This is a genomic window from Ancylobacter sp. FA202, from assembly GCF_000380205.1.
Taxonomy (GTDB): Bacteria; Pseudomonadota; Alphaproteobacteria; order Rhizobiales; family Xanthobacteraceae; genus Ancylobacter.
Map to the genome: position 1 here is coordinate 431,233 of NZ_KB904818.1, position 21,860 is coordinate 453,092.

The 21,860-nt window shown below is 66.3% G+C and carries 18 protein-coding genes and 1 riboswitch; of the genes, 7 read left to right on the forward strand and 11 right to left on the reverse strand.

Annotated features, from left to right (window positions below):
• Positions 1 to 46: 46 nt before the first annotated feature.
• Positions 47 to 167, reverse strand: a riboswitch (TPP riboswitch).
• A 75-nt stretch (positions 168 to 242) separates the two neighbouring features.
• A complete protein-coding gene (locus A3M1_RS0101955) occupies positions 243 to 2,564 on the reverse strand; it encodes an MHYT domain-containing protein (protein WP_018387269.1) in 2,322 nt (773 codons plus the stop codon).
• Between the two features lie 375 nt (positions 2,565 to 2,939).
• Here A3M1_RS0101955 and A3M1_RS0101965 point away from each other — a divergent pair, with 375 nt between their 5' ends.
• On the forward strand, positions 2,940 to 3,650 hold the full coding sequence (locus A3M1_RS0101965) for a phosphatase PAP2 family protein (protein ID WP_018387270.1): 711 nt from the start codon (positions 2,940 to 2,942) through the stop codon (positions 3,648 to 3,650).
• Between the two features lie 83 nt (positions 3,651 to 3,733).
• Positions 3,734 to 3,943, forward strand: coding sequence for a hypothetical protein (locus A3M1_RS24865; RefSeq protein WP_026221089.1), 210 nt, complete (start codon positions 3,734 to 3,736; stop codon positions 3,941 to 3,943).
• A 17-nt stretch (positions 3,944 to 3,960) separates the two neighbouring features.
• On the opposite strand, the gene A3M1_RS0101975 is transcribed toward A3M1_RS24865, so the two are convergent.
• Together A3M1_RS0101975 and A3M1_RS0101980 are read right to left on the reverse strand one after the other, a co-directional pair.
• The gene (locus A3M1_RS0101975) at positions 3,961 to 4,527 is read right to left on the reverse strand and encodes an alpha/beta hydrolase (RefSeq protein WP_018387272.1); all 567 of its coding nucleotides are present in this window, start codon (positions 4,525 to 4,527) and stop codon (positions 3,961 to 3,963) included.
• Positions 4,528 to 4,541: 14 nt separating this feature from the next.
• Positions 4,542 to 4,940 carry an MAPEG family protein gene (locus A3M1_RS0101980; RefSeq protein WP_018387273.1) on the reverse strand — a complete coding sequence of 133 codons (399 nt, stop codon included), beginning with the start codon at positions 4,938 to 4,940 and terminating at the stop codon, positions 4,542 to 4,544.
• A gap of 73 nt (positions 4,941 to 5,013) precedes the next feature.
• On the opposite strand from A3M1_RS0101980, the gene A3M1_RS0101985 reads away from it, so the two are divergent.
• Positions 5,014 to 5,556 carry an NUDIX hydrolase gene (locus A3M1_RS0101985; protein WP_018387274.1) on the forward strand — a complete coding sequence of 181 codons (543 nt, stop codon included), beginning with the start codon at positions 5,014 to 5,016 and terminating at the stop codon, positions 5,554 to 5,556.
• Positions 5,557 to 5,598: 42 nt separating this feature from the next.
• Here A3M1_RS0101985 and A3M1_RS0101990 read toward each other — a convergent pair whose 3' ends face one another.
• Positions 5,599 to 6,810 carry a Bcr/CflA family efflux MFS transporter gene (locus tag A3M1_RS0101990; protein ID WP_018387275.1) on the reverse strand — a complete coding sequence of 404 codons (1,212 nt, stop codon included), beginning with the start codon at positions 6,808 to 6,810 and terminating at the stop codon, positions 5,599 to 5,601.
• A gap of 324 nt (positions 6,811 to 7,134) precedes the next feature.
• Between A3M1_RS0101990 and A3M1_RS0101995 the strand changes: the two genes are divergently transcribed.
• On the forward strand, positions 7,135 to 7,623 hold the full coding sequence (locus A3M1_RS0101995) for a hypothetical protein (RefSeq protein WP_371258728.1): 489 nt from the start codon (positions 7,135 to 7,137) through the stop codon (positions 7,621 to 7,623).
• A gap of 2 nt (positions 7,624 to 7,625) precedes the next feature.
• Here the strand turns inward: A3M1_RS0101995 and A3M1_RS0102000 are convergent, their stop codons facing one another.
• Positions 7,626 to 9,038: a TRAP transporter large permease subunit gene (locus A3M1_RS0102000; RefSeq protein ID WP_018387277.1), complete on the reverse strand. Its 1,413-nt coding sequence runs from the start codon at positions 9,036 to 9,038 to the stop codon at positions 7,626 to 7,628.
• Between the two features lie 61 nt (positions 9,039 to 9,099).
• Entirely contained in the window at positions 9,100 to 9,639 is a 540-nt protein-coding gene (locus A3M1_RS0102005; RefSeq protein WP_018387278.1) for a TRAP transporter small permease subunit, read from the reverse strand.
• Between the two features lie 254 nt (positions 9,640 to 9,893).
• Here A3M1_RS0102005 and A3M1_RS0102010 point away from each other — a divergent pair, with 254 nt between their 5' ends.
• Both A3M1_RS0102010 and A3M1_RS0102015 read left to right on the forward strand, forming a co-directional pair.
• Positions 9,894 to 10,919 (forward strand): AI-2E family transporter, encoded by a 1,026-nt coding sequence (locus tag A3M1_RS0102010; protein WP_018387279.1) that lies wholly within the window; start codon positions 9,894 to 9,896, stop codon positions 10,917 to 10,919.
• A 2-nt stretch (positions 10,920 to 10,921) separates the two neighbouring features.
• Positions 10,922 to 12,397 carry a carboxylesterase gene (locus tag A3M1_RS0102015; protein WP_018387280.1) on the forward strand — a complete coding sequence of 492 codons (1,476 nt, stop codon included), beginning with the start codon at positions 10,922 to 10,924 and terminating at the stop codon, positions 12,395 to 12,397.
• Between the two features lie 14 nt (positions 12,398 to 12,411).
• Here A3M1_RS0102015 and A3M1_RS0102020 read toward each other — a convergent pair whose 3' ends face one another.
• Together A3M1_RS0102020 and A3M1_RS0102025 are read right to left on the reverse strand one after the other, a co-directional pair.
• The gene (locus A3M1_RS0102020) at positions 12,412 to 15,450 is read right to left on the reverse strand and encodes an efflux RND transporter permease subunit (protein WP_018387281.1); all 3,039 of its coding nucleotides are present in this window, start codon (positions 15,448 to 15,450) and stop codon (positions 12,412 to 12,414) included.
• The gene (locus A3M1_RS0102025) at positions 15,450 to 16,535 is read right to left on the reverse strand and encodes an efflux RND transporter periplasmic adaptor subunit (RefSeq protein WP_018387282.1); all 1,086 of its coding nucleotides are present in this window, start codon (positions 16,533 to 16,535) and stop codon (positions 15,450 to 15,452) included. Before A3M1_RS0102025 ends, A3M1_RS0102020 begins: the two co-directional genes overlap by 1 nt.
• Positions 16,536 to 16,776: 241 nt before the next feature.
• Between A3M1_RS0102025 and A3M1_RS0102030 the strand changes: the two genes are divergently transcribed.
• Positions 16,777 to 17,994, forward strand: a complete 1,218-nt coding sequence (locus A3M1_RS0102030; protein ID WP_018387283.1) for an alpha/beta hydrolase — start codon at positions 16,777 to 16,779, stop codon at positions 17,992 to 17,994.
• On the opposite strand, the gene gltS is transcribed toward A3M1_RS0102030, so the two are convergent.
• From gltS to A3M1_RS0102045, 3 genes are read right to left on the reverse strand one after another with little or no spacing between them, the layout of a single operon-like run.
• Positions 17,991 to 19,196: a sodium/glutamate symporter gene (gene gltS / locus A3M1_RS0102035; RefSeq protein WP_018387284.1), complete on the reverse strand. Its 1,206-nt coding sequence runs from the start codon at positions 19,194 to 19,196 to the stop codon at positions 17,991 to 17,993. The genes A3M1_RS0102030 and gltS overlap by 4 nt on opposite strands.
• Positions 19,197 to 19,247: 51 nt before the next feature.
• Positions 19,248 to 20,699, reverse strand: a complete 1,452-nt coding sequence (locus tag A3M1_RS0102040; RefSeq protein WP_018387285.1) for a GntP family permease — start codon at positions 20,697 to 20,699, stop codon at positions 19,248 to 19,250.
• Positions 20,700 to 20,702: 3 nt separating this feature from the next.
• Positions 20,703 to 21,851, reverse strand: a complete 1,149-nt coding sequence (locus tag A3M1_RS0102045; RefSeq protein ID WP_018387286.1) for a patatin-like phospholipase family protein — start codon at positions 21,849 to 21,851, stop codon at positions 20,703 to 20,705.
• Positions 21,852 to 21,860: the final 9 nt, after the last annotated feature.

The following is a 21,860-nucleotide window of genomic DNA, read 5'->3' on the forward strand; positions in this document are numbered from 1 at the left end:
TCGCGCCCTGCCAAGGTGTTGTTTTCTCAGTGGATTCAGTCTGCGTGGAAGTCATGCACTCCCTCCCTCCGCCAGTGTCAACTGGATCAGGTTCAAAGGGTCGCCATGCCGCGCAGAACGCGCCGATGGCCTCTCAGCCTCCTGACGAGGCTCCCCCGGACAGTCTGGATATAATCACTCAGCCGGCGAATGTCACCGTCGCTGGCCCAACATTCCCACCATGCCGAGGGGGTCGCGGGGCCTCAGCCGCGACGGGGCAGCGGCACCACATTGTCGGGCACCGGGCGCGTCGCCAGTACGATAGCACGCCGCAAAGCCTCGCGGCTAAAGGGTTTTCCCAGGCGCGGCATCCCGGCCTTGGCATCGGCGGGAAGCTCGGCATAGCCGGTGCCGAGGATCAGCGGCAGGCCCGGCCAGCGCTGGTCGATCACCGCCGCCATCTGCACGCCGGTCATGTCAGGCATGGCCTGGTCGGTCAGCACGACATCAAAGGCGACGCCGGATTCGAGCAGGTCCAGCGCTTCGCGGGCGGACGAGGCCTCGGTCACCGCGCAGCCGAGATCCTCCAGCATGGCGCCGGTGGCCGACAGTACGAGCGGATCGTCGTCAACAACCAGAACGCGCCGCGCCCCTTCCTCGCCATCCGGTACGCCGCCTTCATCCTCGACCGAGGCCGTGGCAGCCGCCCGCGCCACCTCCGCAACCGGCAGATAGATTGTCGCCGTGGTGCCCAATCCGGGCTTGCTCTCCAGCACCAGCCTTCCATCCGACTGCGCGGCAAGGCCGTGCACCATGGCGAGGCCGAGCCCGGTGCCCTTGCCTACTCCCTTGGTGGTGAAGAACGGTTCGGCGGCGCGCGCCAGCGTCTCCGCGTCCATGCCGCTGCCACTATCGCCAATCGAAAGGCAGAAATAATGGCCGGGCCTCAGCCCGCCGGGTTCCGCCACCGCGTTGGACCCGGGCGCGGGGACGACTTCGTCGCGCGCGGCGATGGTGATCACTCCACCCTCCGGCATCGCGTCCCGCGCGTTCACCGCAAGATTCAACAAGGCAAGTTCAAGCTGGTTGGCATCCACCCGCGCCAAAGGCAATCCGAGCGGAAAACGGGTTTCAATCCGGACACTTGGACCGATCGAGCGGCGCATCATCTCGGCCATGCCGAGCACCAGCTCGGGCACATCGACCGCCGCAGGCTTCAGGTCCTGACGTCGCGCGAAGGCCAGCATGCGCTGGGTGAGCGCGGCACCGCGCTGGGCGGCCTGCATCGCATTGCCGAGCAATGAACGCAGCCGCGCATCCTCCGGCGCGCGCTTGGCGGCGAGCTCGAGATTGCCGAGAACAACGGCGAGGAGATTGTTGAAATCATGCGCGATGCCGCCGGTGAGCTGGCCGACGGCCTCCAGTTTCTGCGCCTGGCGCAGGGCGTCCTCGGTCGCGCGGCGCTCAGTTACGTCGACAAGGCCGCACAGAGTGTTCTTGAGAGTGCCGTCGGCGTCACGTTCCGCAACGGCGGAAAGCACGCAGTCGAGCACGCGCCCGTCCTTGGCGATGAGCCTGTACTCCGCTTCCCGCAATTCGCCGGTGTCGAGCAGGCGCGGCCAATGCTCCTCGGTGCGGCGACGCGCCGAATCGGCGGTCATGAAATCAGTCAATGGCCGCCCTATTACCTCCTCGCGCGCGTAACCAAGCAGGCTAAGCCAGCGGTCACTCACCTGAGCGATGCAGCCATCCGGCCCAAGCGAGTGCAGCGGCAGCGGCGTGCGGCGATAGAGGTTGCGGTAACGTTCCTCGCTCTCGCGCCACACCCCGGCCTCTCGGTCGGCCAGCACCGCGACCCGGCGGTCATAGGCGGCGGCGAGCAAGAGGGCGATGAAGATGGCGAAGGTCGCGGCCGTGACCACGGCGACAAGCGCGGCATTGCCGATCCCACCCGCCATTGCGGCGCTGGCCGCCTGGGCGGAGTCATGGACATCGCCATGGCCGGTGAATGTCACGCCTAGCATCGCCACGTAGTGCATTCCGGCGATACCAAAGCCGAGCGCCAGCGCGGCGATGGCGCGCTGAAAAACCGAATGATTTCGGAATGCTAGCCAGATCGCGACGGTTGAGGCAGAGATGGCGAGGACAATGGCGGCGCCGACATGAATCATGTCGAAGGCCATCGCGCCAGGCATCCGCATCGCTGCGATGCCGGTATAGTGCATGCCGACAATGCCGAGGCCCATGAAGATTCCGCTGAGCAGAATCCCCTCGAACCCGACCGCTGGACGGCTTGCCGCGAACAGTGCCACGGCAGTGGCGAACACAGCCAGCAACAGAGAGACGAGCGTCAGCGCGACGCTGTAAGACACCTCCATGCCGACATGAAGTGCCAGCATGGCGATGAAATGCATCGCCCAGATCCCGCCACCGAGCACTACCGCCGCCGCGGACAGCCACACCAGCCGCGCAGCACCCGCGCGTGTCGCGCGTCCCGCAAGATCAAGCGCGGTATAGGACGCCGCGACGGCGATCAGGATCGACAGCGCCACGAGCGCGCCATTGTGGCTCCCGATGATGTTCATGATCGCCGATTATGTCTCACCTTACGCGCAACGCGCACCGTTCGCGCCCGCGAGACCGCCACGTTGTCTCCCGTAGGGTAACACGGCCGCGATTTGCACGCCGTTCAGAGATAACCCAAGAACCACAGAATAAGAATGATCGGCAACGGAATACCAAGCATCCAGAGAGCGCCACCCTTAAGCATGAATAACTCCTTGTGATTGTAGCAAGGGAACACGTCAGGACCCTGATAGGTTCCAGCTCCGACGGGCTTCGCCCGGTCGAATTTCTCTCGTTGCCGGTGAACGATGTCGTCCTTCTCTCCACGCCGCCTCGTGCAATGCCTCCCACTTCGCCTGCGCCAGATTGCCGGCCTCCTCCTACCCGAGCTTGCGGTGCTTCTGGCCCTGCTCGGGGCCGCACTGGGGCTGTTGGCGTTCGCTCTGATCGCCGACGAAGTGGCGGAAGGTGAGACGCACGCCTTTGACGAGGCGGTTCTGCTGGCTTTCCGCGCGCCCGGCGATCCCGCCGACCCTCTCGGCCCACCCTGGCTTGAGATCATCATGCGCGATGTGACGGCGCTGGGTGGCACGACGGTTCTTACTCTCATTACCCTCATTGTCGCCGGCTTCCTCGCCATGGACGGCAAGCGCGCCGCTGCCTTGTTCGTGCTGGTGGCAGCCTCTGGCGGAGGCCTGCTGAGCTATGCGCTGAAACTCGGCTTCGAGCGCCCCCGGCCGGACCTCGTCGCCCATCTCGTTGATGTCAGCACGTTGAGCTTTCCAAGCGGCCACGCCATGGGCTCGGCCGTGACCTTCCTCACCCTTGGCGTCCTCATCGTCCGCACGGAGAGCAAACGGAGGATCAAGGCCTATGCGCTCGCCGTCGCGGTGGGGCTCACCTTGCTGGTGGGGTTCAGCCGCGTTTATCTCGGCGTACACTGGCCCACCGACGTTCTGGCTGGCTGGTGCGCCGGCAGCGCGTGGGCGCTCCTATGCTGGATCGCCGTGCTGCTGCTGCAGCGCCGTGGCAAGGTCGAGGGCGCCAGCGCCAACGGTTCTGGCGGCCCGGAAAGGCCTGCGCCCCCGTCCTCGCAATCCTCGTAATGCCCCCCGATGGCTTTCGCCTCGCTCTCGGCTATCATGGCCTCAGGCCGCCGCAGAGCGTGCCGCCAACGCAGGAGAAGCCCATGACCACCACCGCGCCGGAAGGACATCTCATTCCGGGGATCGGCGTCATCGAGACCGTCGAGTCCGACAATGTCCTGCGCTGGGACGGCACCAATCTCTATGTCGAGCAGGACGTCTTCCACAATGGCCAGCTGGTCCACCGGCGCTACCGCAAGCGCGTGACCAAATCAGTCGCGCAGGCCATCGCCGCCATCCTCGCCCAGCACTGACCGAGCGGGCGGGCTGCCTAAAGCCGCGCCAGCAGGCCGCCGAGCAGCACAAGGCCCGCCGGCCAGAGGCCGAGCCGCGCGGCGGAACCGATATGGCCGAGTTCCCCTACATCGGCCAGATCGGCTCCCCACGCCTGCGCGAAAGCGACCGCCTGCGCCGGCGCCACCCTCGGATCGTCCCGGGAGGACAGAACGAGCGCCGGGTACGGCAGGGGCGAGCGCGGCATCGGGCCGAAATTGCGGACAAGGTCGAACGAGGGGTCGGGATCGTCGACATTGGTCGGCGCCACCAGAAAGGCGGCAGCCACCTTGGCACGCGCCCGTTCCGGCTGCGCCACCGTCCAGCGCAGCGCCGTCGCTACGCCGACCGAATGAGCGACCAGCACCACCCGGCGCGGGGCCGACACCACCGCAGCGTCAAGCCGGGCGGTCCAGGCTCCCACCTCGGGCCGGCTCCAATCGGACTGAATCAACCGGCTCGAATTGGGGAAGGCACCGAGCCAATGCGACTGCCAGTGCTCGGCCGGCGCGTTCTCGCGACCGGGAATGACGAGGAAATCAAACGAGGAAAAATCGACCGCCATATTCCCGCCCTCGTTCAGACCGGCGCCAAGACGGCAAACAGGATCACCACGATGCCCAACAGCGACACGGTCCAGGCCAGCGAGCGCAGATAGGGCAGGCCCATGGCGTATAGCGGCACATAGACGATCCGCGCGCCAAGATAGAACCACGCCCCCCAAAATGTGAGCGCTCCTTCCCGGCCGGCGACATGGGCGATCAGCACCACTGCGGCGAATACGGGAAGCGTCTCGAAAAGGTTGGCCTGCGCGCGCTGGAGTCGTCCCGTGATGATCCCCACCGGCGGGCCCGGCTCGTCGCGCGGCCCCATATTGTAGTCGATCCCGGTTTCCCGGTTGCGCCACATCGCAGGGAGCAGCACCTGCGCAAGGGCCAGGACCAGCGTCCAGGCGAGAAGCGTCAGTTCAGTTGTCATAGGAGGTCCCAAAAGGCGAAAAACACCATAAGAGGCGTCGCTATTCCTACGCGATGCACTACATTTGGCAATCATGGCCAAGCAGAAGCAGACCAAGCGTCCGGCAACCGACGGCCGCCCCCTCAGTCAGGTGGCGGCGCTGCCTTACCGCGTGGTTGAGGACGGCAGCGTTGAGGTTCTCGTCATGACCTCACGGGAAACACAGCGGGTGATCATCCCGAAGGGCTGGCCGATGAAGAACCGCAAGGACTGGAAGTCGGCGCAAATTGAGGCCCGGCAGGAGGCCGGTGTGATTGGTGATATAGGGCGCAAGAGGCTCGGCCAGTATCTGTACTGGAAGCGGCTGGAAAGCCATTTCGCGCTCGTCAAGGTCGCGGTCTATCCGCTCGCCGTCCGTCGCCAGCTGGCCGATTGGCCCGAACGTCACGAACGGGCGCAAACCTGGATTTCCGCAGAGGACGCCGCTTTGCTGGTTGACGAGCCGGAACTCGGCGCGATCATCCTCGATTTTTCCCAATCGCGGGCGGCCCGGTTGCTGGCCGCTGGCGCGAAAACTGGCGGACGTCAGGCGATGACGGCGCCCGCCCCGCAGGGTCTGGGTGGATCTGCAGCCTGAAGTTGCAGCGGCTTTAGTACGCACAAGCAAAAGTCCGAACTGTCAGGCCGCAGTGTCGGCCACCCGGACGTCAGCGCGGAAAAGACGCCCCCTTTCCGCAAACGTAACGCAGCAAAGAGCCGCAGCGGCGAGGGCAGCAAAGCCGAGGGTCAGCGGCAAGGTCGTTCCGTCGAAATTCTGCCCCAAAACAAAGCCGGCCAGCGCGCCCCCCACCGTGCTGACGAATCCGAGCACCGAGGAAGCCGTGCCCGCGACATGGCCGACCGGCTCCATCGCCATGGAATTGAAGTTCGACACCATGAGGCCGAAGAAGAACATCATGGCGCCCTGCAGGATCGAGAACGTCCAGATGGTCTCGATTCCGCCGAGAACGATGCCAGCATGTGCCAGCGTGACGAGGAGGTAGCCGCAGAGCGCGACGTGTGAGACACGCCGCATGCCCAGCTTTTCAACGATACGCGCATTGAGCAGCGACGAAGCCGCCATGAATACGGCAATCAGCGCGAAGATCAGCGTGAACAGCTCCTCCGAGTCAAAAGCGTCAGCGAACACTTGTTGGGCGGAGTTGATGAACCCGAACAGTCCGCCCATTACCATGGTAATGGCCAGCATGTAGCCAACTGTCGCACGGCTGCGGACGATGAGGCCGAAGGCATGGGAGATGCCGGCAAAGGAAATCGGCGAGCGGTCCTCCGGGTGCAGTGTTTCCGGCAGGCGGGCCAGCGTCCATACGAACAGCCCCGCCCCAAGAGCACACAGCATCAGGAAGATTCCCCTCCACGGCGCCACCATCATGATGGCCTGTCCGATGGACGGTGCAACGATAGGGACCGACAAAAACACAAGGAAGGCGAGCGACATCACGCGGGCCATGTGCGAGCCGGAATAGCAATCGCGCACAATGGTGATGGCGAGAATCCGTGTCGCCGCCGCGCCGATGCCCTGCACCACACGCGCCGCCAGCATCACCTCCACCGTCCCGGCAAAGATGGCGCCGATCGAGGCCGCCGTATAGACGGCAAGGCCGAACAGCAGAATCGTGCGGCGGCCGAAGCGGTCAGCCAGCGTGCCGTAGATGAGTTGGGCGCCGCCGAAGCCGAGCAGATAGGCGGTGATGACAAGCTGCGTGTGGTTTGCCGTGTCGATGCCGAGTGACTCGCCGATCTCTGGCAGCGCCGGCAGCATGGAGTCGATGGCCATGGCATTGGTCGCCATGAGGCCGGCGATGAACAGCACGAACTCGCGAAATCCCATGCCGGGATGCGGAGACCCTGGAGGAGGATTTCCCGGCGCGGAGAGGGAGGCGGACATAGGCTATCCAATGCGGCAAGAGCGCCGAGGGGCTCGGCAAAGGGGGCGGCGACAGTCGTCGATGCTCGCCTTAACGCCCCGAGACGGCCGGGCCTATAGGCCGAAAGACACAGCCGGGTGAATTTCTCAGCGCCCACGCGTCAAACCAAACGGCTCCAACGCTTTGCGGTGGCGTCAACAAAAATGATGACTATCATCAAATTGCCGGTGGCAGACGTGCCGGCGACGCGCGCCGCGTCGGGCGGGGCGCAGCGGGGGAGCGCATCTATGTTCGATCCAACCACGTGGACCGGGTTTCACACCTGGCTAAGCCTTATTGCCATCGCCACTGGCTTCATCGTGCTGGCCGACCTTATAGCGGGGCGTGATCGGCCCAGATGGATAGCCGCCTTCCTCACAACAGCATTCGCTACGAGCGCCACCGGCTTCGGCTTTCCGTTCAGCGCCCTGTTGCCATCGCATATCGTCGGCACGGTCGCGCTCGTCGTGCTCGCCGCCACCGTGCCGGCACGCTACCTCTTCCGCCGCACCGGCCGCTGGAACACGGTTTACGCGGTGGGAATCGTCGCGAGCCAGTGGCTTCTTGTCTTCGTCGCCATCGCCCAGGCCTTTGCCAAGGTGCCGGCGCTACAGAGCCTGGCACCCACCCAGTCCGAACCACCCTTCGCCATTGCGCAAGGCGTGGTGCTGCTGCTCTTCGTGCTCGCCGGCGTCGCGGCGCTTCGGGGAAGTCAGCCCAGCGCCCTCCCCGCCTGACCTCAGAACTGCGGCGGCGCCAGGTCGAGCGGCGGTACGTCGTATTGGGGGATGGTGAGTTCGATCGTCGAGGGATCGACGCTCGGTCCGTCGCTGATCCAATAGGTCACAGCCTCCGGCCAGAGGATGACGACCGCTACCAGCACCAGCTGCATCAGCAGCCACGGGATCGCGCCCCAATAGATCTGCGAGGTGCGGACAGACTTCGGCGCGATTCCGCGCAGGTAGAATAGCGCAAAGCCGAAGGGCGGATGCATGAAGGCGGTCTGCATGTTCACGCACAGCAGAACGCCGAACCAGACGAGATTGATGTCGAGCTTCATCGCCACCGGCACCAGCAGCGGCACGATGATGAAGGCGATCTCGAAGAAATCGAGGAAGAAGGCGATGAAGAAGATGAACACGTTGACGAAGATCAGGAATCCGGCGCGTCCGCCGGGCAGTTGGGCGAGCAGATGCTCGATCCACAGCGCGCCGTCCATTCCCTGAAAGACTAGGCTGAACACGGTGGCACCAATGAGGATGAACACCACCATCGCGGTCAGTCGGGCCGTCGAACCCATAGCCTGGCGTATCAAAGGCCAGGTAAGGCGCCCGTGCAAGGCCGCCAGAATGATCGCGCCAACCGCCCCCATGGCGCCAGCTTCGGTTGGCGTGGCAAGGCCCATGGCCAACGTGCCAAGCACGAGCATAATCAGCACGATAGAGGGGACCATGCCCCAAAGAACCTGCCGGATCAGCGGCCACCCGCCCTCCCCGCGCGCCTCGGGCGGCAGGGGCGGCATGTGCTGAGGCTTGATGAGCGACAGCACGAACACATAGGCGAGGAAGATCAGCACCTGCAGCAGCGAGGGGCCGATCGCGCCGAGGTACATCTCGCCCACCGGCCTGCCGAGCTGCTCGGCCAGCACGATCAATACCAGCGAGGGCGGAATGAGCTGGGTGATGGTACCCGATGCCGCGATCACCCCGGTGGCAAGTTTCTGATCATAGCCATAGCGCATCATCACCGGCAGTGAGATCACACCCATTGCGATGACCGAAGCCGCTACCGTCCCGGTGATCGCACCGAGGATGGCGCCGACCACGATCACCGCATAGGCAAGGCCGCCAGGCACCTTGCCAAAGAGCTTGCCGGCGCCTTCCAACAGATCCTCGGCGAGACCGCACCGCTCCAGTATCGCGCCCATGAAGGTGAAGAAGGGGATTGCGAGCAGAAGGTCGTTCGAGATGATGCCGTAGAAGCGGAACGGAAGCGCCTGCAGGAAGCTGAAAGTGAAGTGATCGGTCAGTATGCCAAGCGTGCCAAAGAACAGGCCGACCGCGATGAGCGAGAACGCGACGGGAAAGCCGGCCAGCATGAAGCAGATCATGCCGGCGAACATGAGCGGGGGCATCACGCCATAGGAAAACATGCAAGGCTCGCGCGTCGGGAGAAGGAGGCCGGGATAGGGAGAGATCGTTCCATCAAGGCCGCTACTGGAGCGGCTTCTCGTAGTCGGTCGCGACCTCAATGGCGCCGGAAAGCGCCGCGACGCGCTTGATGAGTTCCGATACTCCCTGCACGGTGAGGAGCGCAAAACCGAGAGGGAGCAGCAACTTGGCCGGCCATAGGATCAGCCCGCCGGCGTTTTGCGACACCTCGTCCGAGAGGAAGGACTGCCAGAAGAACGGAAAACTGAGCCAGGTGAGATAGAGGCCGGCGGGAATGAGGATAAGCGTGAAGCCCAGCGAGTCGATCCACAGCCGGGCGCGCGGCGACACCGACATATAGACGAGATCGACCCGAACATGCTCGTTGCGCTTTAGCGTATAGGGCGCTCCAAGCAGCACGACGGCCCCGAACAGGTACCACTGGACTTCCAGAAGGCCATTGGTGCTGTAGCTGAACAGATAGCGCACCGTCGCGTTTCCGGCGCTGACGAGACAGGCAAACAGCACGCAGTAATCCGCGATGCGGCCGAATCTCTCGTTCAATCCGTCGATCACACGGCTGAAGGCGAGCAGCCCTCCCATCGCATTCCCCCTCGTTCTGGCCGGCTTCTATCGTTGCGGCCGGCGCGCCCCAATCGCTGCCCCGGCCAATTGCGGCAAGATAGACTATCGTCTCACGCAATTTAACCCGCCGACGCTGGCGCCAACCCGCCGGCCTCATAACCTGCGGGGGTGTGGCTGTTCCGCCGGTCGCCGCCGGCACCGGGGCAATTTGCCGGCTCGTTGCGCCGTGTTATCCCATTCTGACCCTCCGGCTCGACTCCGCGAAAGCTCTCATGACCTCCAGCGCGTTGCGTTTTCCCCTCGGCATCTGCGCGTTAGTTCTCGCGGCGGGGGCGATCTATCTCGCTCGATCGGTCGTGGCGCCCGTTGCCTTCGCCGTGTTCATCATCGCCCTCGTCTGGCCGCTGCAGGTTCGACTGCAGCAGCGGCTGCCGGCCCTGGTGGCGATGCTGCTTACCCTGACGCTGACCGTCCTCGCTTTGGCGCTGCTCGGCTATGTCACAATCTGGGGCTTCAGCCAGGCAGGGCGCTGGTTGATCGCCAATGCCGGCCGCTTCCAGGCGATCTACAGTGAAACCGCCGCCCAGCTGGAGGAGATGGGCCTCTATTCGGCCGGCATGCTCGCCGACACCTTCAACGCCGGCTGGCTGATCGGCGCCTTCCAGGGACTGGCCGGACGGCTCAATGGCATGCTCGGTTTCGGCGTTGTGACGCTGATCTTTGTCATGCTCGGCCTGCTGGAGGTCGACATCGTCCGCGGTAAGCTGCTCACCGGGGCTGGCGAGACCGGCCAGCGCCTGGTGCGGGCCAGCGCGACGACAGCGGCCAAATTCCGCACCTACATGATGGTACGCACTGTGATGAGCGTCCTGACGGGCGTGTTCGTCTGGGCGGTTTCCGCCGCTATCGGGCTCGAACTCGCACTGGCTTTCGGCGTGATCGCCTTCGCGCTGAACTACATTCCCTTCATCGGTCCACTGGTGGCGACGCTGCTGCCCACCTTCTTCGCGCTGGCGCAGTTCGGCTCGTGGGAGACGGCGGTGGTGGTATTCCTTGCCATGAACGTCATTCAATTCTTTAGCGGCAGCTATATCGAGCCGCGCGTGGCCGGCAAGGCGCTGGCCATCTCGCCTTTCCTCGTGCTGTTCGCCGTGTTCTTCTGGGCGTTCATGTGGGGCCTGTCGGGCGCCTTCATCGGCGTACCGCTGGTAATCGCCGCCCTCACCTTTTGCGAAGAGGGCGAGAGCACACGCTGGATCGCCCGCCTGTTGTCCGGCCGCGAGGAACCCGCAACCTGACCATGCTCGCCTCCATACTCGCTCCCCTGCGCAGGGTTCTCAAATGGCTGGCAGTGCTGACGCTGCTGCTCTTCGTCGCCTTTCTCGGCTCGCGCGTCTGGTTCACGCACAGCGGGCCGCCGCTGGAGCCCTGGCACACCTTCGTGCCTGAGGAGATGAGCGTCGCCGAACTCGACAAGGCGGACTGGCGCGCCTATCTCGCCCGCGAGGACAAGCTGTTCGCGGAAGTCACCCGCGAGGTAGTGCAGAAGCTACCGGAGGAGGACCGCGTTCCCTCCAATCGCTATTTCGTCGGCAGCGTGGTCTACCCGCCCAACCTCTCCCACGACTGGAACCGCTCCTATGAGCTGGTGCCGGAGGGCGAGCCGGCGGGGGTTGTCGTCCTGCTGCACGGGCTCACGGATTCGCCCTACAGCCTGCGCCATGTCGCCGGCCGCTACCTCGCGAACGGGTTTCTCGTCGTCGCCCCGCGCCTGCCCGGCCATGGCACGGTGCCGGCCGGTCTGACCGATGTCGAATGGGAGGACTGGCTGGCCGCCACCCGCCTTGCCGTGCGCGAGGCGGCCGCCCGCGCGCCGGGCAAGACGCTGGAGATCGTCGGCTTTTCCAATGGCGGAGCGCTGGCGCTGAAATACGCGCTCGACGCGCTCAGTGACGAGGCGCTCGTCCGCCCCGACCGGCTGGTGCTCATCTCGCCGATGATCGGCATCACCCGTTTCGCCCGCTTTGCCGGGCTGGCCGCGTTGCCGGCCTGGCTCCCAGCCTTCGACAAAGCAGCGTGGCTGGGCCTCGTGCCGGAGTTCAACCCGTTCAAGTACAACAGCTTTCCCGTGAACGGTGCCGTGCAATCGCACCGGCTGACACGGGCGCTTCAGGCCTCGATCACAGCGCAGGCGCGGGCCGGGCGACTGAAGGACCTAACGCCGGTGCTCACCTTCCAGTCGGTGATGGACTTTACCGTCTCGACCCGCGCGATAGTCGACGCCCTGTATCGCCAATTGCCAGCAAACGGCAGCGAGCTGGTGCTCTTCGACATCAACCGGAACACCAAGCTCGGCCCGCTGTTGCACGCGACCTCCTATTCGGCGCTGCTGCGGCTGCTGCCGCCGCTGCCACGCGATTTCCGAACCGTCATCATCACGAATGAGGATGCAGGCAGCGATCTCGTCGTCGAGCGCTCCATTGCTGCCGGGGGGACGGAGGAGACCATCCATCCCCTCGGGCTGTCTTATCCGATCGACGTTTATTCGCTCTCCCATGTCGCCCTGCCCTTCCCACCGGAGGACGGGCTTTATGGCTCGCATCCCGACCCGCAGGAGAATTTTGGACTTCAGCTTGGCGCCATGGCGGTGCGCGGCGAGCGCGGCGCGCTGATCGTCAGCCTCGACGCGCTGGTGCGGATGTCGTCGAATCCGTTCTTTTCCTACATGAACGACCGCATCAAGCCGGCCTCCGCCGAAAGGAAAACCTCCCCGTAACTGTTTGACTTTCTTCAGGAAAGAGACCGTCTCTCCCGTCCCACCGTCGCCAGATAGAGCGCCGGGAGGAAGACCAGTGTGAGCAGGGTGGCCACCAGTAGCCCTCCCATAATGGCGAAGGCCATGGGACCCCAGAAGACGGTGGGGGCTATGGGGATCATTCCGAGTACTGTGGACAATGCGGTGAGCACGATCGGGGTGAAGCGGGCGCAGGAGGCGTCGGTCACCGCCTGCCGCGCATCCTTGCCGCCGGCCCGCTCGGACTCGATCTGACCTATTAGAATCACAGCGTTTTTTATGATCATCCCGATCAGCGCCAGCACGCCGAGAATGGCGACGAAACCGAGCGGCCGGCCGGAAACCAGCAGTGCAATGACAACGCCAATGAGTCCAAGCGGAGCAACACTTATGACCAGTGAGGCCAGTGAGAAGCGCCTCAGCTGGAACATAAGGACAGTGAGCATGATGAGGATCATGACAGGCACTACTGCCATGACCGAGGCGAGCGAGGACGCGCTCTCCTCCACCGTGCCGCCGGTCTCGATGCGGTAGCCGGCCGGCAGCGTCTGCGCCAGCTGTTCGATCTTCGGCGCCAGCTGATCCACCACCGTCTCGGGGAGCTCGCCCGGCGCGATGTCGGACTGCACGGTGAGCGCGGGCTGGCGGTCGCGGCGCCAGACCAGCGGATAGGTCTGTTCATAGTCGAAGGTGGCGAACTGGCTCAGCGGCACGGTACGCCCGCCCGGCAGCGGCACTTCCAGCGTGCGCAGCGTGTCGAGCGAGACGCGCTGCTCGTCGGTGGCGCGCAGCACCACATCGATCAGATAGATGTCGTCGCGCAGCTGCGTCACCGGTGCGCCCGTCACGACCGTGTTCAGCACAGAGCCGATCGCCTCGGTGGAGAGGCCGAGCAGACGCGCCTGGTCCTGGTCGACGCGGATGCGGATCTCGCGCGCCGGCTCGATCCAGTCATAACTCACCGTGCGCGTCAGCGGGTCGGCGGCGATCACTTCGGCCAGCTTGAAGGCGATGTCGCGCACCGGGCCGAGTTCCGGCCCCACCACGCGGTACTGGATCGGCCAGCCCACCGGTGGCCCCAGTTCCAGCGGCGAGACGCGGCTGACCACATTGGGAAAATCGTTCGCGAGCAGCGTGTCGAGCTTGGCCTCCAGCCGCTCGCGCGCCGGTACGTCTTTCGCCACCACCACCGCCTGGCCGAAGAAGGCATTGGGCAGCTGGGCATTGAGCGGCAGGTAGAAGCGGATCGCCCCACGCCCGACATAGCCGCTCCAGCGCTCCACATCGGGATCGTCCCTCAGGACGTCGTCGAGCCGCGCCATGGCGCGCTCGGTGGCGAAGATCGAGGCGTTCTGTGGCAATTGCAGGTCCACCAGCAGTTCCGGCCGGTCGGACGCGGGAAAGAACTGGCGGGGGATCAGCGGCAGCGCCAGCACGGCGGCGGCGAACAGGCCGAGAGTGACCGCGACCGTCACCCAGGGCGCACCCAGCGCGGCGGAGAGGAGCGCGCGATAAAGCCGCATCACCCGGCCCGGCTGGCCGCCGGCGTTCTTCGGCGCCTTCAGGATCACTATGCCGATCAGCGGGGCGAACAGCACCGCCACCAGCCACGACACCAGCAGCGCGACCGTCACCACCGCGAACAGCGAGAAAGTGTATTCGCCCGCCGAAGAGGCGGCGAAGCCCACCGGCACGAAGCCGGCGATCGTCACCAGCGTGCCGGCCAGCATCGCAAAGGCATAGGTCTTGAAGGCGTAGACCGCCGCCACTTCCTTCGGCTCGCCGGCGGCAAGCCGGCCGAGCGTGGCGTCGGTGGTGGTCATCGCATCGTCCACCATCAGCGCCAGCGCGATGATGAGGGCACCGAGCGAGATGCGCTGCATGTCGATGCCCAGCAGCCACATCACCGCGAACACGCCGGCCAGCGTGAGCGGAATGGTCAGCGCCACCATCAGGCCGGCGCGCACGCCGAGCGCGATGAAGCTCACCACGAGGATGATGAGAATGGCCTGCCAGAGCGATTCCATGAATTCGGAAATCGCGCCGGCCACCGTCACCGCCTGGTCGGCGACCAAATGCGGCTCGATGCCGATCGGCAGTTCCGCCGTGATCTTCGCCATCGCCGTGTCGATGTTGCGGCCGAGCTGGAGAATATCGCCGCCCTCGCGCATCGAAATGGCGAGGCCGATCGCCGGCTCGCCATTGGTGCGGAACAGCGGGCGCGGCGGATCGACATAGCCGCGCCGCACGGTGGCGATGTCGGCGAGGCGCAGCATGCGCCCATCCACGGCGAAATTGATGTTGGCCACATCCTGCTCGGAGCTGAAGGCACCGGACACGTCGATCACCAGCGCTTCGTCGCCGGTCTGGATGGTACCGGAGGGCTGCACCACATTCTGCGCCCGCAGCGCCGCCACCAGGGCGGAGCGGTTGATGCCGAGATTGGCGAGTTCGCGCACCGAGAACTCGACGAAGATCTGCTCGTCCTGCTCGCCCAGCAGCTCGATCTTGGCGACATCGGGAACGCGCAGCAGCGTCGAGCGGGCCTGCTCGACATAATCGCGCAGCTCACGATGGGTGAATCCGTCGGCGGTGAAGCCGTAGATCAGGCCGAACGTGTCGCCGAACTCGTCATTGAAGCCCGGCCCCACCACTCCGCGCGGCAGGGTGTGGGCCATGTCGCCAATGCTCTTGCGCACATGGTACCAGACATCGGGAACCTCCTGCGCGGTGGTGCTGCCCTTCAGGGCGACGAAGATGGTGGTGACGCCGGGGCGGGTATAGCTGCGAATGAAATCGAGATGCGGCGTTTCCTGCAGCGTCCGCTCCAGCCGGTCCGTCACCTGCTGCAGCGTGTCCTCGATGCTGGCGCCGGGCCACGCCGCCTGCACCACCATGGTCTTGATGATGAAAGACGGGTCTTCCGCCCGGCCCAGGCGCGTATAGGCGAACAAGCCGGCAACCACCACGGCCAGCATGAAGAAGATGACCAGCGAACGCTCGCGGACCGCCCATTCCGACAGGTTGAACCGCATCACGAGCCCGCCCCCAGCAGGCGCACCTTCTGGCCGGGATGCAGCGCCTGCACGCCGGCCGTCACCACGATCTCGCCCGGGCTGAGCCCGGTCTCGACCGCGACGGAAGCCGGCGAGAAGCGACGCAGCTCGATGTTGCGCAAGGCCACGGTCTGGCTGGTGGGGTCATAGACCCACACCGCCGGGCGCTCATTGACGGCGGTGAGCGCCGAGGCGGGAATCTCGATCGCCGCATCGCTACCAAGTTCCACCCGGCCGATGACCGTCGAGCCGAGGCGCATCGCCGCCGGCGGCGTGTCGAGCCCGACCCGCACCCGGAAGGTGCGCGTCACCGGGTCCGCCTGCGGCGCCACCTCGCGCACCCGGCCCCGCGCGGTCACGCTGGGATCGTCGCTCAGCGTGACGGTGATGACCGGATCAGCCGGCGCCGCGCGCAGGATGTTCGCCGGCACGTCGAACACCGCGTCGCGCCCGCCCTGCCGGGCGAGCTGAAGAATCATCTGGCCAGCCTGCACCACCTCGCCCGGCTCGGCGCCGCGCGCCGTCACCGTGCCGGGGGCATCGGCGACGAGGTCGGTGTAGCCGACATTGTCCTGCGCGGTCTTCAGCTGCGCCTCGGCATCGTCCACCCCCGACTGCGCCGCCTGCAGGGCGGTGCGGGCGGCGTCGTGACTGGCCTGGGTGGTGAAGCCGTTGCCGAGCAGCCGCTCCTGCCGCTCGAAGGTGTTGGCGGCGGTGACGAGCTGGCTCTCCGCCGCCGCCAGCGCCGCCTGGGCCGAACGCAGGGCGTTGAGCGCGTTCTGCGGATCGAGCCGGGCAACGACCTGCCCGGCCTTCACCTGATCGCCGACATTGGCGCTGCGCTCGATCATCCGGCCGGAGACGCGGAAGGCGAGCGCGGCCTCGTCCTGCGCCTGCACATCGCCGGTGAAGGAGGCAACCTGCCCGCCGACGCCCTTTTCCACCGTGACGACGCGCACCGGCCGGGGCGCCGGGGCCTGCGCCTCTGGCTCTTCGCCGCAACCGGCGAGAAGAAGGCTGGCGCCCAGCGCGAGAGCCGCGCTCCATGGCTTGGTGTTTCTCATCGCCGGTCGCTCCCCTGCCTGCCACTGCGCCGCGCCCTGTACGGCCGGTGGCGTCCATCCACCCGTGCGCGTTATCGGCCTGATCCTACCGCCGACACTACAGAGGGAAGCGACGTTCCGTAAATCGCCCGGCGCAAACCTCCTGTGCGTGCCGCGCGGAGACCGGCGCGCGACTCGCCTTTGCCGCAGCGGCGCGCTAATGCTGGCGCTCTCACCGGGGCGGGGGTCCTACGGAGGCGGAATGCGTCTGGTCGTTGTTGCGTTGGCCTTTGCCCTGTGCGCGGGATGCTCGAATCGGCCGGTGGGCGTGCTCACCCCGGTCGAGGCGGCGGTGCCCGGCACCACCAAGGTCGATCTTCTCGTCGCCACCACCCGCGAGGCTTCCAACGACGTCGCCACGCTCTATAGCGGCGAACGCGGCGCCGGCGTCTCGCTCGACGCCTTCACCGTCTCGATCCCGCCCGACAGTCGCCGGCAGATCGGCGAGGTGCAATGGCCGCGCAGCCTGCCGCCCAACCCGGAAACCGACTTCGCCACCCTCGCCGTCGAGCCGCTGCCGAATGTGAAGGCCGCCAGGGGCTGGCTCGACAGCCATCTGCCGAAGAGCCGGCGGGTGCTGATCTTCGTGCACGGCTTCAACAACCGCTTCGAGGACGCCGTCTACCGTTTCGCCCAGATCGTGCATGATTCGGGGTCGGACGTGGCGCCGGTGCTGTTCACCTGGCCATCGCGCGCCCGGGTGTTCGACTATCTGTTCGACCGCGAGAGCACCATCGTCTCGCGCGACGCCTTCGAGGACACGGTCTGGCAGGTCACCAGCGACCCGCGGGTGGAGGATGTGACCATCATGGCGCACTCCATGGGAGCGTGGCTCGCCATGGAAAGCCTGCGGCAGATGGCGATACGGCGCGGCAAGCTGCCGGCCAAGATCCGCAACGTCATCCTCGCCTCGCCCGATGTCGATGTCGATGTGTTCGCCTCGCAATGGCGGGCGCTGCAGGGCACGCAGGCGCGGTTCACGCTGTTCGTCTCCCAGGACGACCGGGCGCTGCAGGTCTCGCGCCGCATCGCCGGCGGGGTGGACCGGCTCGGGCTGATCGACGCCCAGCAATTCTACGGGCAGCTGGAGAAGTCCGGCATCGTGGTGATCGACCTCACCGCCATGCGCAGCGGCGATTCGCTCAATCATGGCCGCTTCGCCTCTTCGCCCGAGGTGGTGCAGCTGATCGGCCAGCGGCTGGTGAACGGGCAGACCGTGACCGATTCCGAGGTCAGCCTCGGCGACCGCATCGCGGCGGGGGCGATGGGCGTCGGGCAGACGGTCGGCAGCGCCGCCGGACTCGCGCTGAGCGCGCCACTCGCCGTCGTCGACCCGGCGACCCGGCGCACCTATCAGGGCCAGGTCGAGCGCTTCGGCCAGACCGTGACCGAGACGGTCGAGGACCCCGGCGCCGATTAGCGGGCCAAAAATCCGATGGCGGCGGCGTTGATGATGTCAATGAAAAAGGCCGACACCAGCGGCAGGATGATGAAGGCGCGCGGTGAGGGACCGTGCGTCTTGGTGACGGCGGTCATGTTGGCGATGGCGGTTGGCGTCGCCCCCAGGCTGATGCCGGTGAAGCCGGCCGAGATCACCGCCGCCTGATAGTCGCGCCCCATCGCCGGGAATACGACGAAGACGATATAGGCCAGCGCCGCCACCGTCTGCACCGCCAATACCACCACCAGAGCCAGCCCGAGCCCGCCAATGCTCCACAGCTGCATGCTCATCAGCGACATGGCGAGGAAGATGTTGAGCGCGAGATCGGACACCAGCGCCAGCGCCCGTGTGCGCGTCGGCCAACGCACGCGCGGCAGCAGGCGCGGCACGGTGTTGGTGAGTACGATGCCGACCAGCAGGCATACGACGAACATCGGCAGCTTCAGCCCGGTCCACTCCACCGCCTCCTCCAGGCCGAAGGCGATGAGGATGGCGACATTGAGCACCAGCACGGTGCGCAACAGGCTGACATGGCTGATGTCGTCATCCATGCGCTCATTCACCGCCTTCGGCAGGCCGACCACGGCCTCCTGCCCCGGTCCGCTGGTCAGCTGGTGGCGGGTGATGAGGTAGCGGGCGATCGGTCCGCCGGCGAGGCTCGCCAGCACGAGGCCGAGCGTCGCCACGGCGATGCCGACCTCCAGCGCATTGGCGACGCCGAAGCGCTCCGCGATCAGCGGCGCCCAGGCGATGGTGGTGCCGTGCCCGCCGATCAACGAGGCCGAGCCGAGGAAAACGGCCAGCCCTTCCGGCAGGTTGAGCAGGCTGACGGCACCGAGGGCGATCACGTTCTGGATCACGAGATAGACGATGGTGAGCACGAGCAGGATCACCAGCGGCCGCCCGCCCGCCAGCAGATCGTCGAGCCGGGCATTGAGGCCGATGCCGGTGAAGAAATAGAGCAGCAGCAGGTCGCGCGCGCCGAGATCGAACACGATGGCGGTATCAAGGAACTGGTAGGCGATGAGCGTCGCCAGCGCCGCGAGCAGGCCGCCGGTCACGGCCTCCGGGATATTGAACTGGCCCAACGGGGGAATCGCCCTGTTGATGCCGGAACCGACGAAGAAGACGACAATGGCGATGGTAAAGGTCAGAAGGCCCGAAATTTCAATCGCCGACATCGTCACTCCGTCATCGCCACGTCCGGGGACCCGTCCTGGGACCCGCACCCTTCAGAAATTGCCCAGCACCGAGCCGAGCCCGATGACCGCCACCAGCGCCACCAGGGCACCGACGATAGCAACCATGACGATATCGAGATAGCTTTCCCTCGGGGTCACGCCGCAGACGGCGAGCAGCGTCACCACCGCGCCGCTGTGCGGCAGGCTGTCCAGCGTGCCCGCGCTCATGACAGCAACGCGGTGCAGCAGCGCCGGCTCGATGCCCAGCGCCCCGGCCCGCTCCAGAAATACCGGCCCCAGCGCGTCGAGCGCGATGGTGAGCCCGCCCGAGGCCGAGCCGGTGAGCGCGGCGAGGATGTTGACCGCCACCGCCAGCGACACCAGCGGCCCGCCCTCGATGGCGAGCACCCAGTCGCGCACCAGCGCGAAGGCCGGCAGCGCCGCCACCACCGCGCCGAAGCCGACCAGGCTCGCCACCGAGAAGATCGGCAGTACCGAGGCATTGGCGCCGGCATCCATGGTCTCGCGCAGCTTTGGCAGGCGGCGCCGGTTAATGACCAACGTTGCCACGATTGCCACGAGGAGCGCCACCGCCACCGACCAGACCCCGCTGACCGCCGACAGGGGCACCCCGCCCCAGCGCTCTTCGGCGAGAAAGCCGAAATCGAGGCGTGGCAGGACGAGGAAGGACATCAAGAGATTGACGATAATCACCAGCCCGAGCGGCAGCGCCGCCAGCGCGATCGACGGGCGCTCCACGCTCTGGTGGCCATGTGCGATCTCGGCCGGGTCAAATTCGCGCGCCGTGGTCGCCCGCTCGCGCAGCACCGGGTCGTCGAGCGCGGCATTGACCGCAGCGGCGCCATCGCCGAACCCCTCCCCTGCCCGGCGGGCCGCCACCTCGGCCCGGCTGAGCCACCACAGGCCGAAGCCGAGCATGAGGGCGGAGGCGATGATGCCGAGCCCCGGCGCGGCGAAGGGTGTGGTGCCGAAGAACGGCATGGGAATGGCGTTCTGGATCGCCGGCGTGCCGGGCAGCGCCATCATGGTGAAGGTGAAGGTGCCGAGCGCAATGGCCGGCGCCATCAGCCGGCGTGGAATGTCGGCGGCGCGAAACAGCGCCTGCGCCATCGGCGCCAGCACGAACAGAGCGACGAACAGGCTCACACCGCCATAGGTGACGATGGCGCCCGCCAGCACCACGGCGAGGATGGCGCGCTGCGCCCCCAGCTTCTCGGTCATGAAATCGGCGATGGCGGAAACCGAGCCACTATCCTCCATCAGCTTGCCGAACAGCGCGCCGAGCAGGAACAGCGGAAAGAACTGCCCGACAAAACTGGCCGCGCTGCCCATGAAGGTCTGGGTCCAGCTAGCAAGCAGCGGCTCGCCGGACAACAGGGCGGCGAGCAACGCCGCCAGCGGCGCCAGCAGCAGCACACTCCAGCCGCGATAGGCGAACCAGACGAGAAGGCCGAGACCGAGCAGGATGCCGATGAGGCCCATGGCTCACACCCCTTCGAGCAGCACGTCGAGATCGACCGAGGAACGCTTGCCGATATTGCCGCCATCGGCTTCGAGGAAGGCATCGGCCGCCTTGCGGCCCTCGTCCCGCAGCAGGCTGAGGAATTCCCATTCGGCGTTGAGCTTCGAGGAATAGCCGAGCGTGTCCATGATCGAATTGCGCACCAGATGGATCCGCATCCGCGCCCATTGCGCGCCCTCGCAATTGCCGGGATCGGCCACCTGCCGCAGCAGGGCGATCATCCGCAGCTCCTTCAGCAGCACGGCGTTGAACGAGACTTCGTTGAGCCGGTTGAGGATTTCCGACGCGGTGCGCGGCGTGCCGGGCCGCTCCACCGGATTGATCGGAATGAGGATCGTGTCGTCGGATTCGAGTTCGCGCACCAGCGGCGTCATCGTCGGGTTGCCGGAATAGCCGCCATCCCAATAGCTCTCGCCGTCGACCTCCACCGCCTGGAACAGCGTGGGCAGGCAGGCCGAGGCGAGCAGCACCTCGGGCGTGATCTCGGCATTGCGGAACACCCGGCCGCGCCCGGTGCGCACATTGGTAGCGGTGATGAACAGCTTGACCGGCGAGGCGCGCAGCCGCTCGAAATCGATCGCCTTTTCCAGAATGGCGCGCAGCGGGTTGGCGCCGCCTGGATTGAGGTCATAGGGCGAATAGAGCCGCGACATCAGGTCCATGGTGACGAAGAGCGGCGAATGGTCGAGCGTCCAGCGCCCGAGCAGCACATCGAGCGGGCCGCGCTGGAACGGGCTGAAACGCGCGGCCTCGGCGACGTGGCGCCAATAGGCGTCGAGCGCCGCGCGCGCGCCCTCGCGCCCGCCGGCGGCAAAGCCATCGGCCAGCACGGCGGCATTCATCGCCCCGGCGGAGGTGCCGGAAATGCCCTCGATGCTGAGCCAATCCTCTTCCAGCAGCCGGTCGAGCACGCCCCAGGTGAAGGCGCCATGCGAGCCACCACCCTGCAAGGCGAGATCGACCCGGGTCGGGCCGGACCCCGCGGGCGCTTGCGTTTCATCGGGTGCAGGGGCCGCCGGCGCGTCCCCGGCGGCTTTGCGCGGACCGCGCCGCGCCGTCTTTGCGGCAGCGGCGGCGGGAGGTTTGGCGGGAGGCAGGACCTTGGAGGGCATTGGCGCACC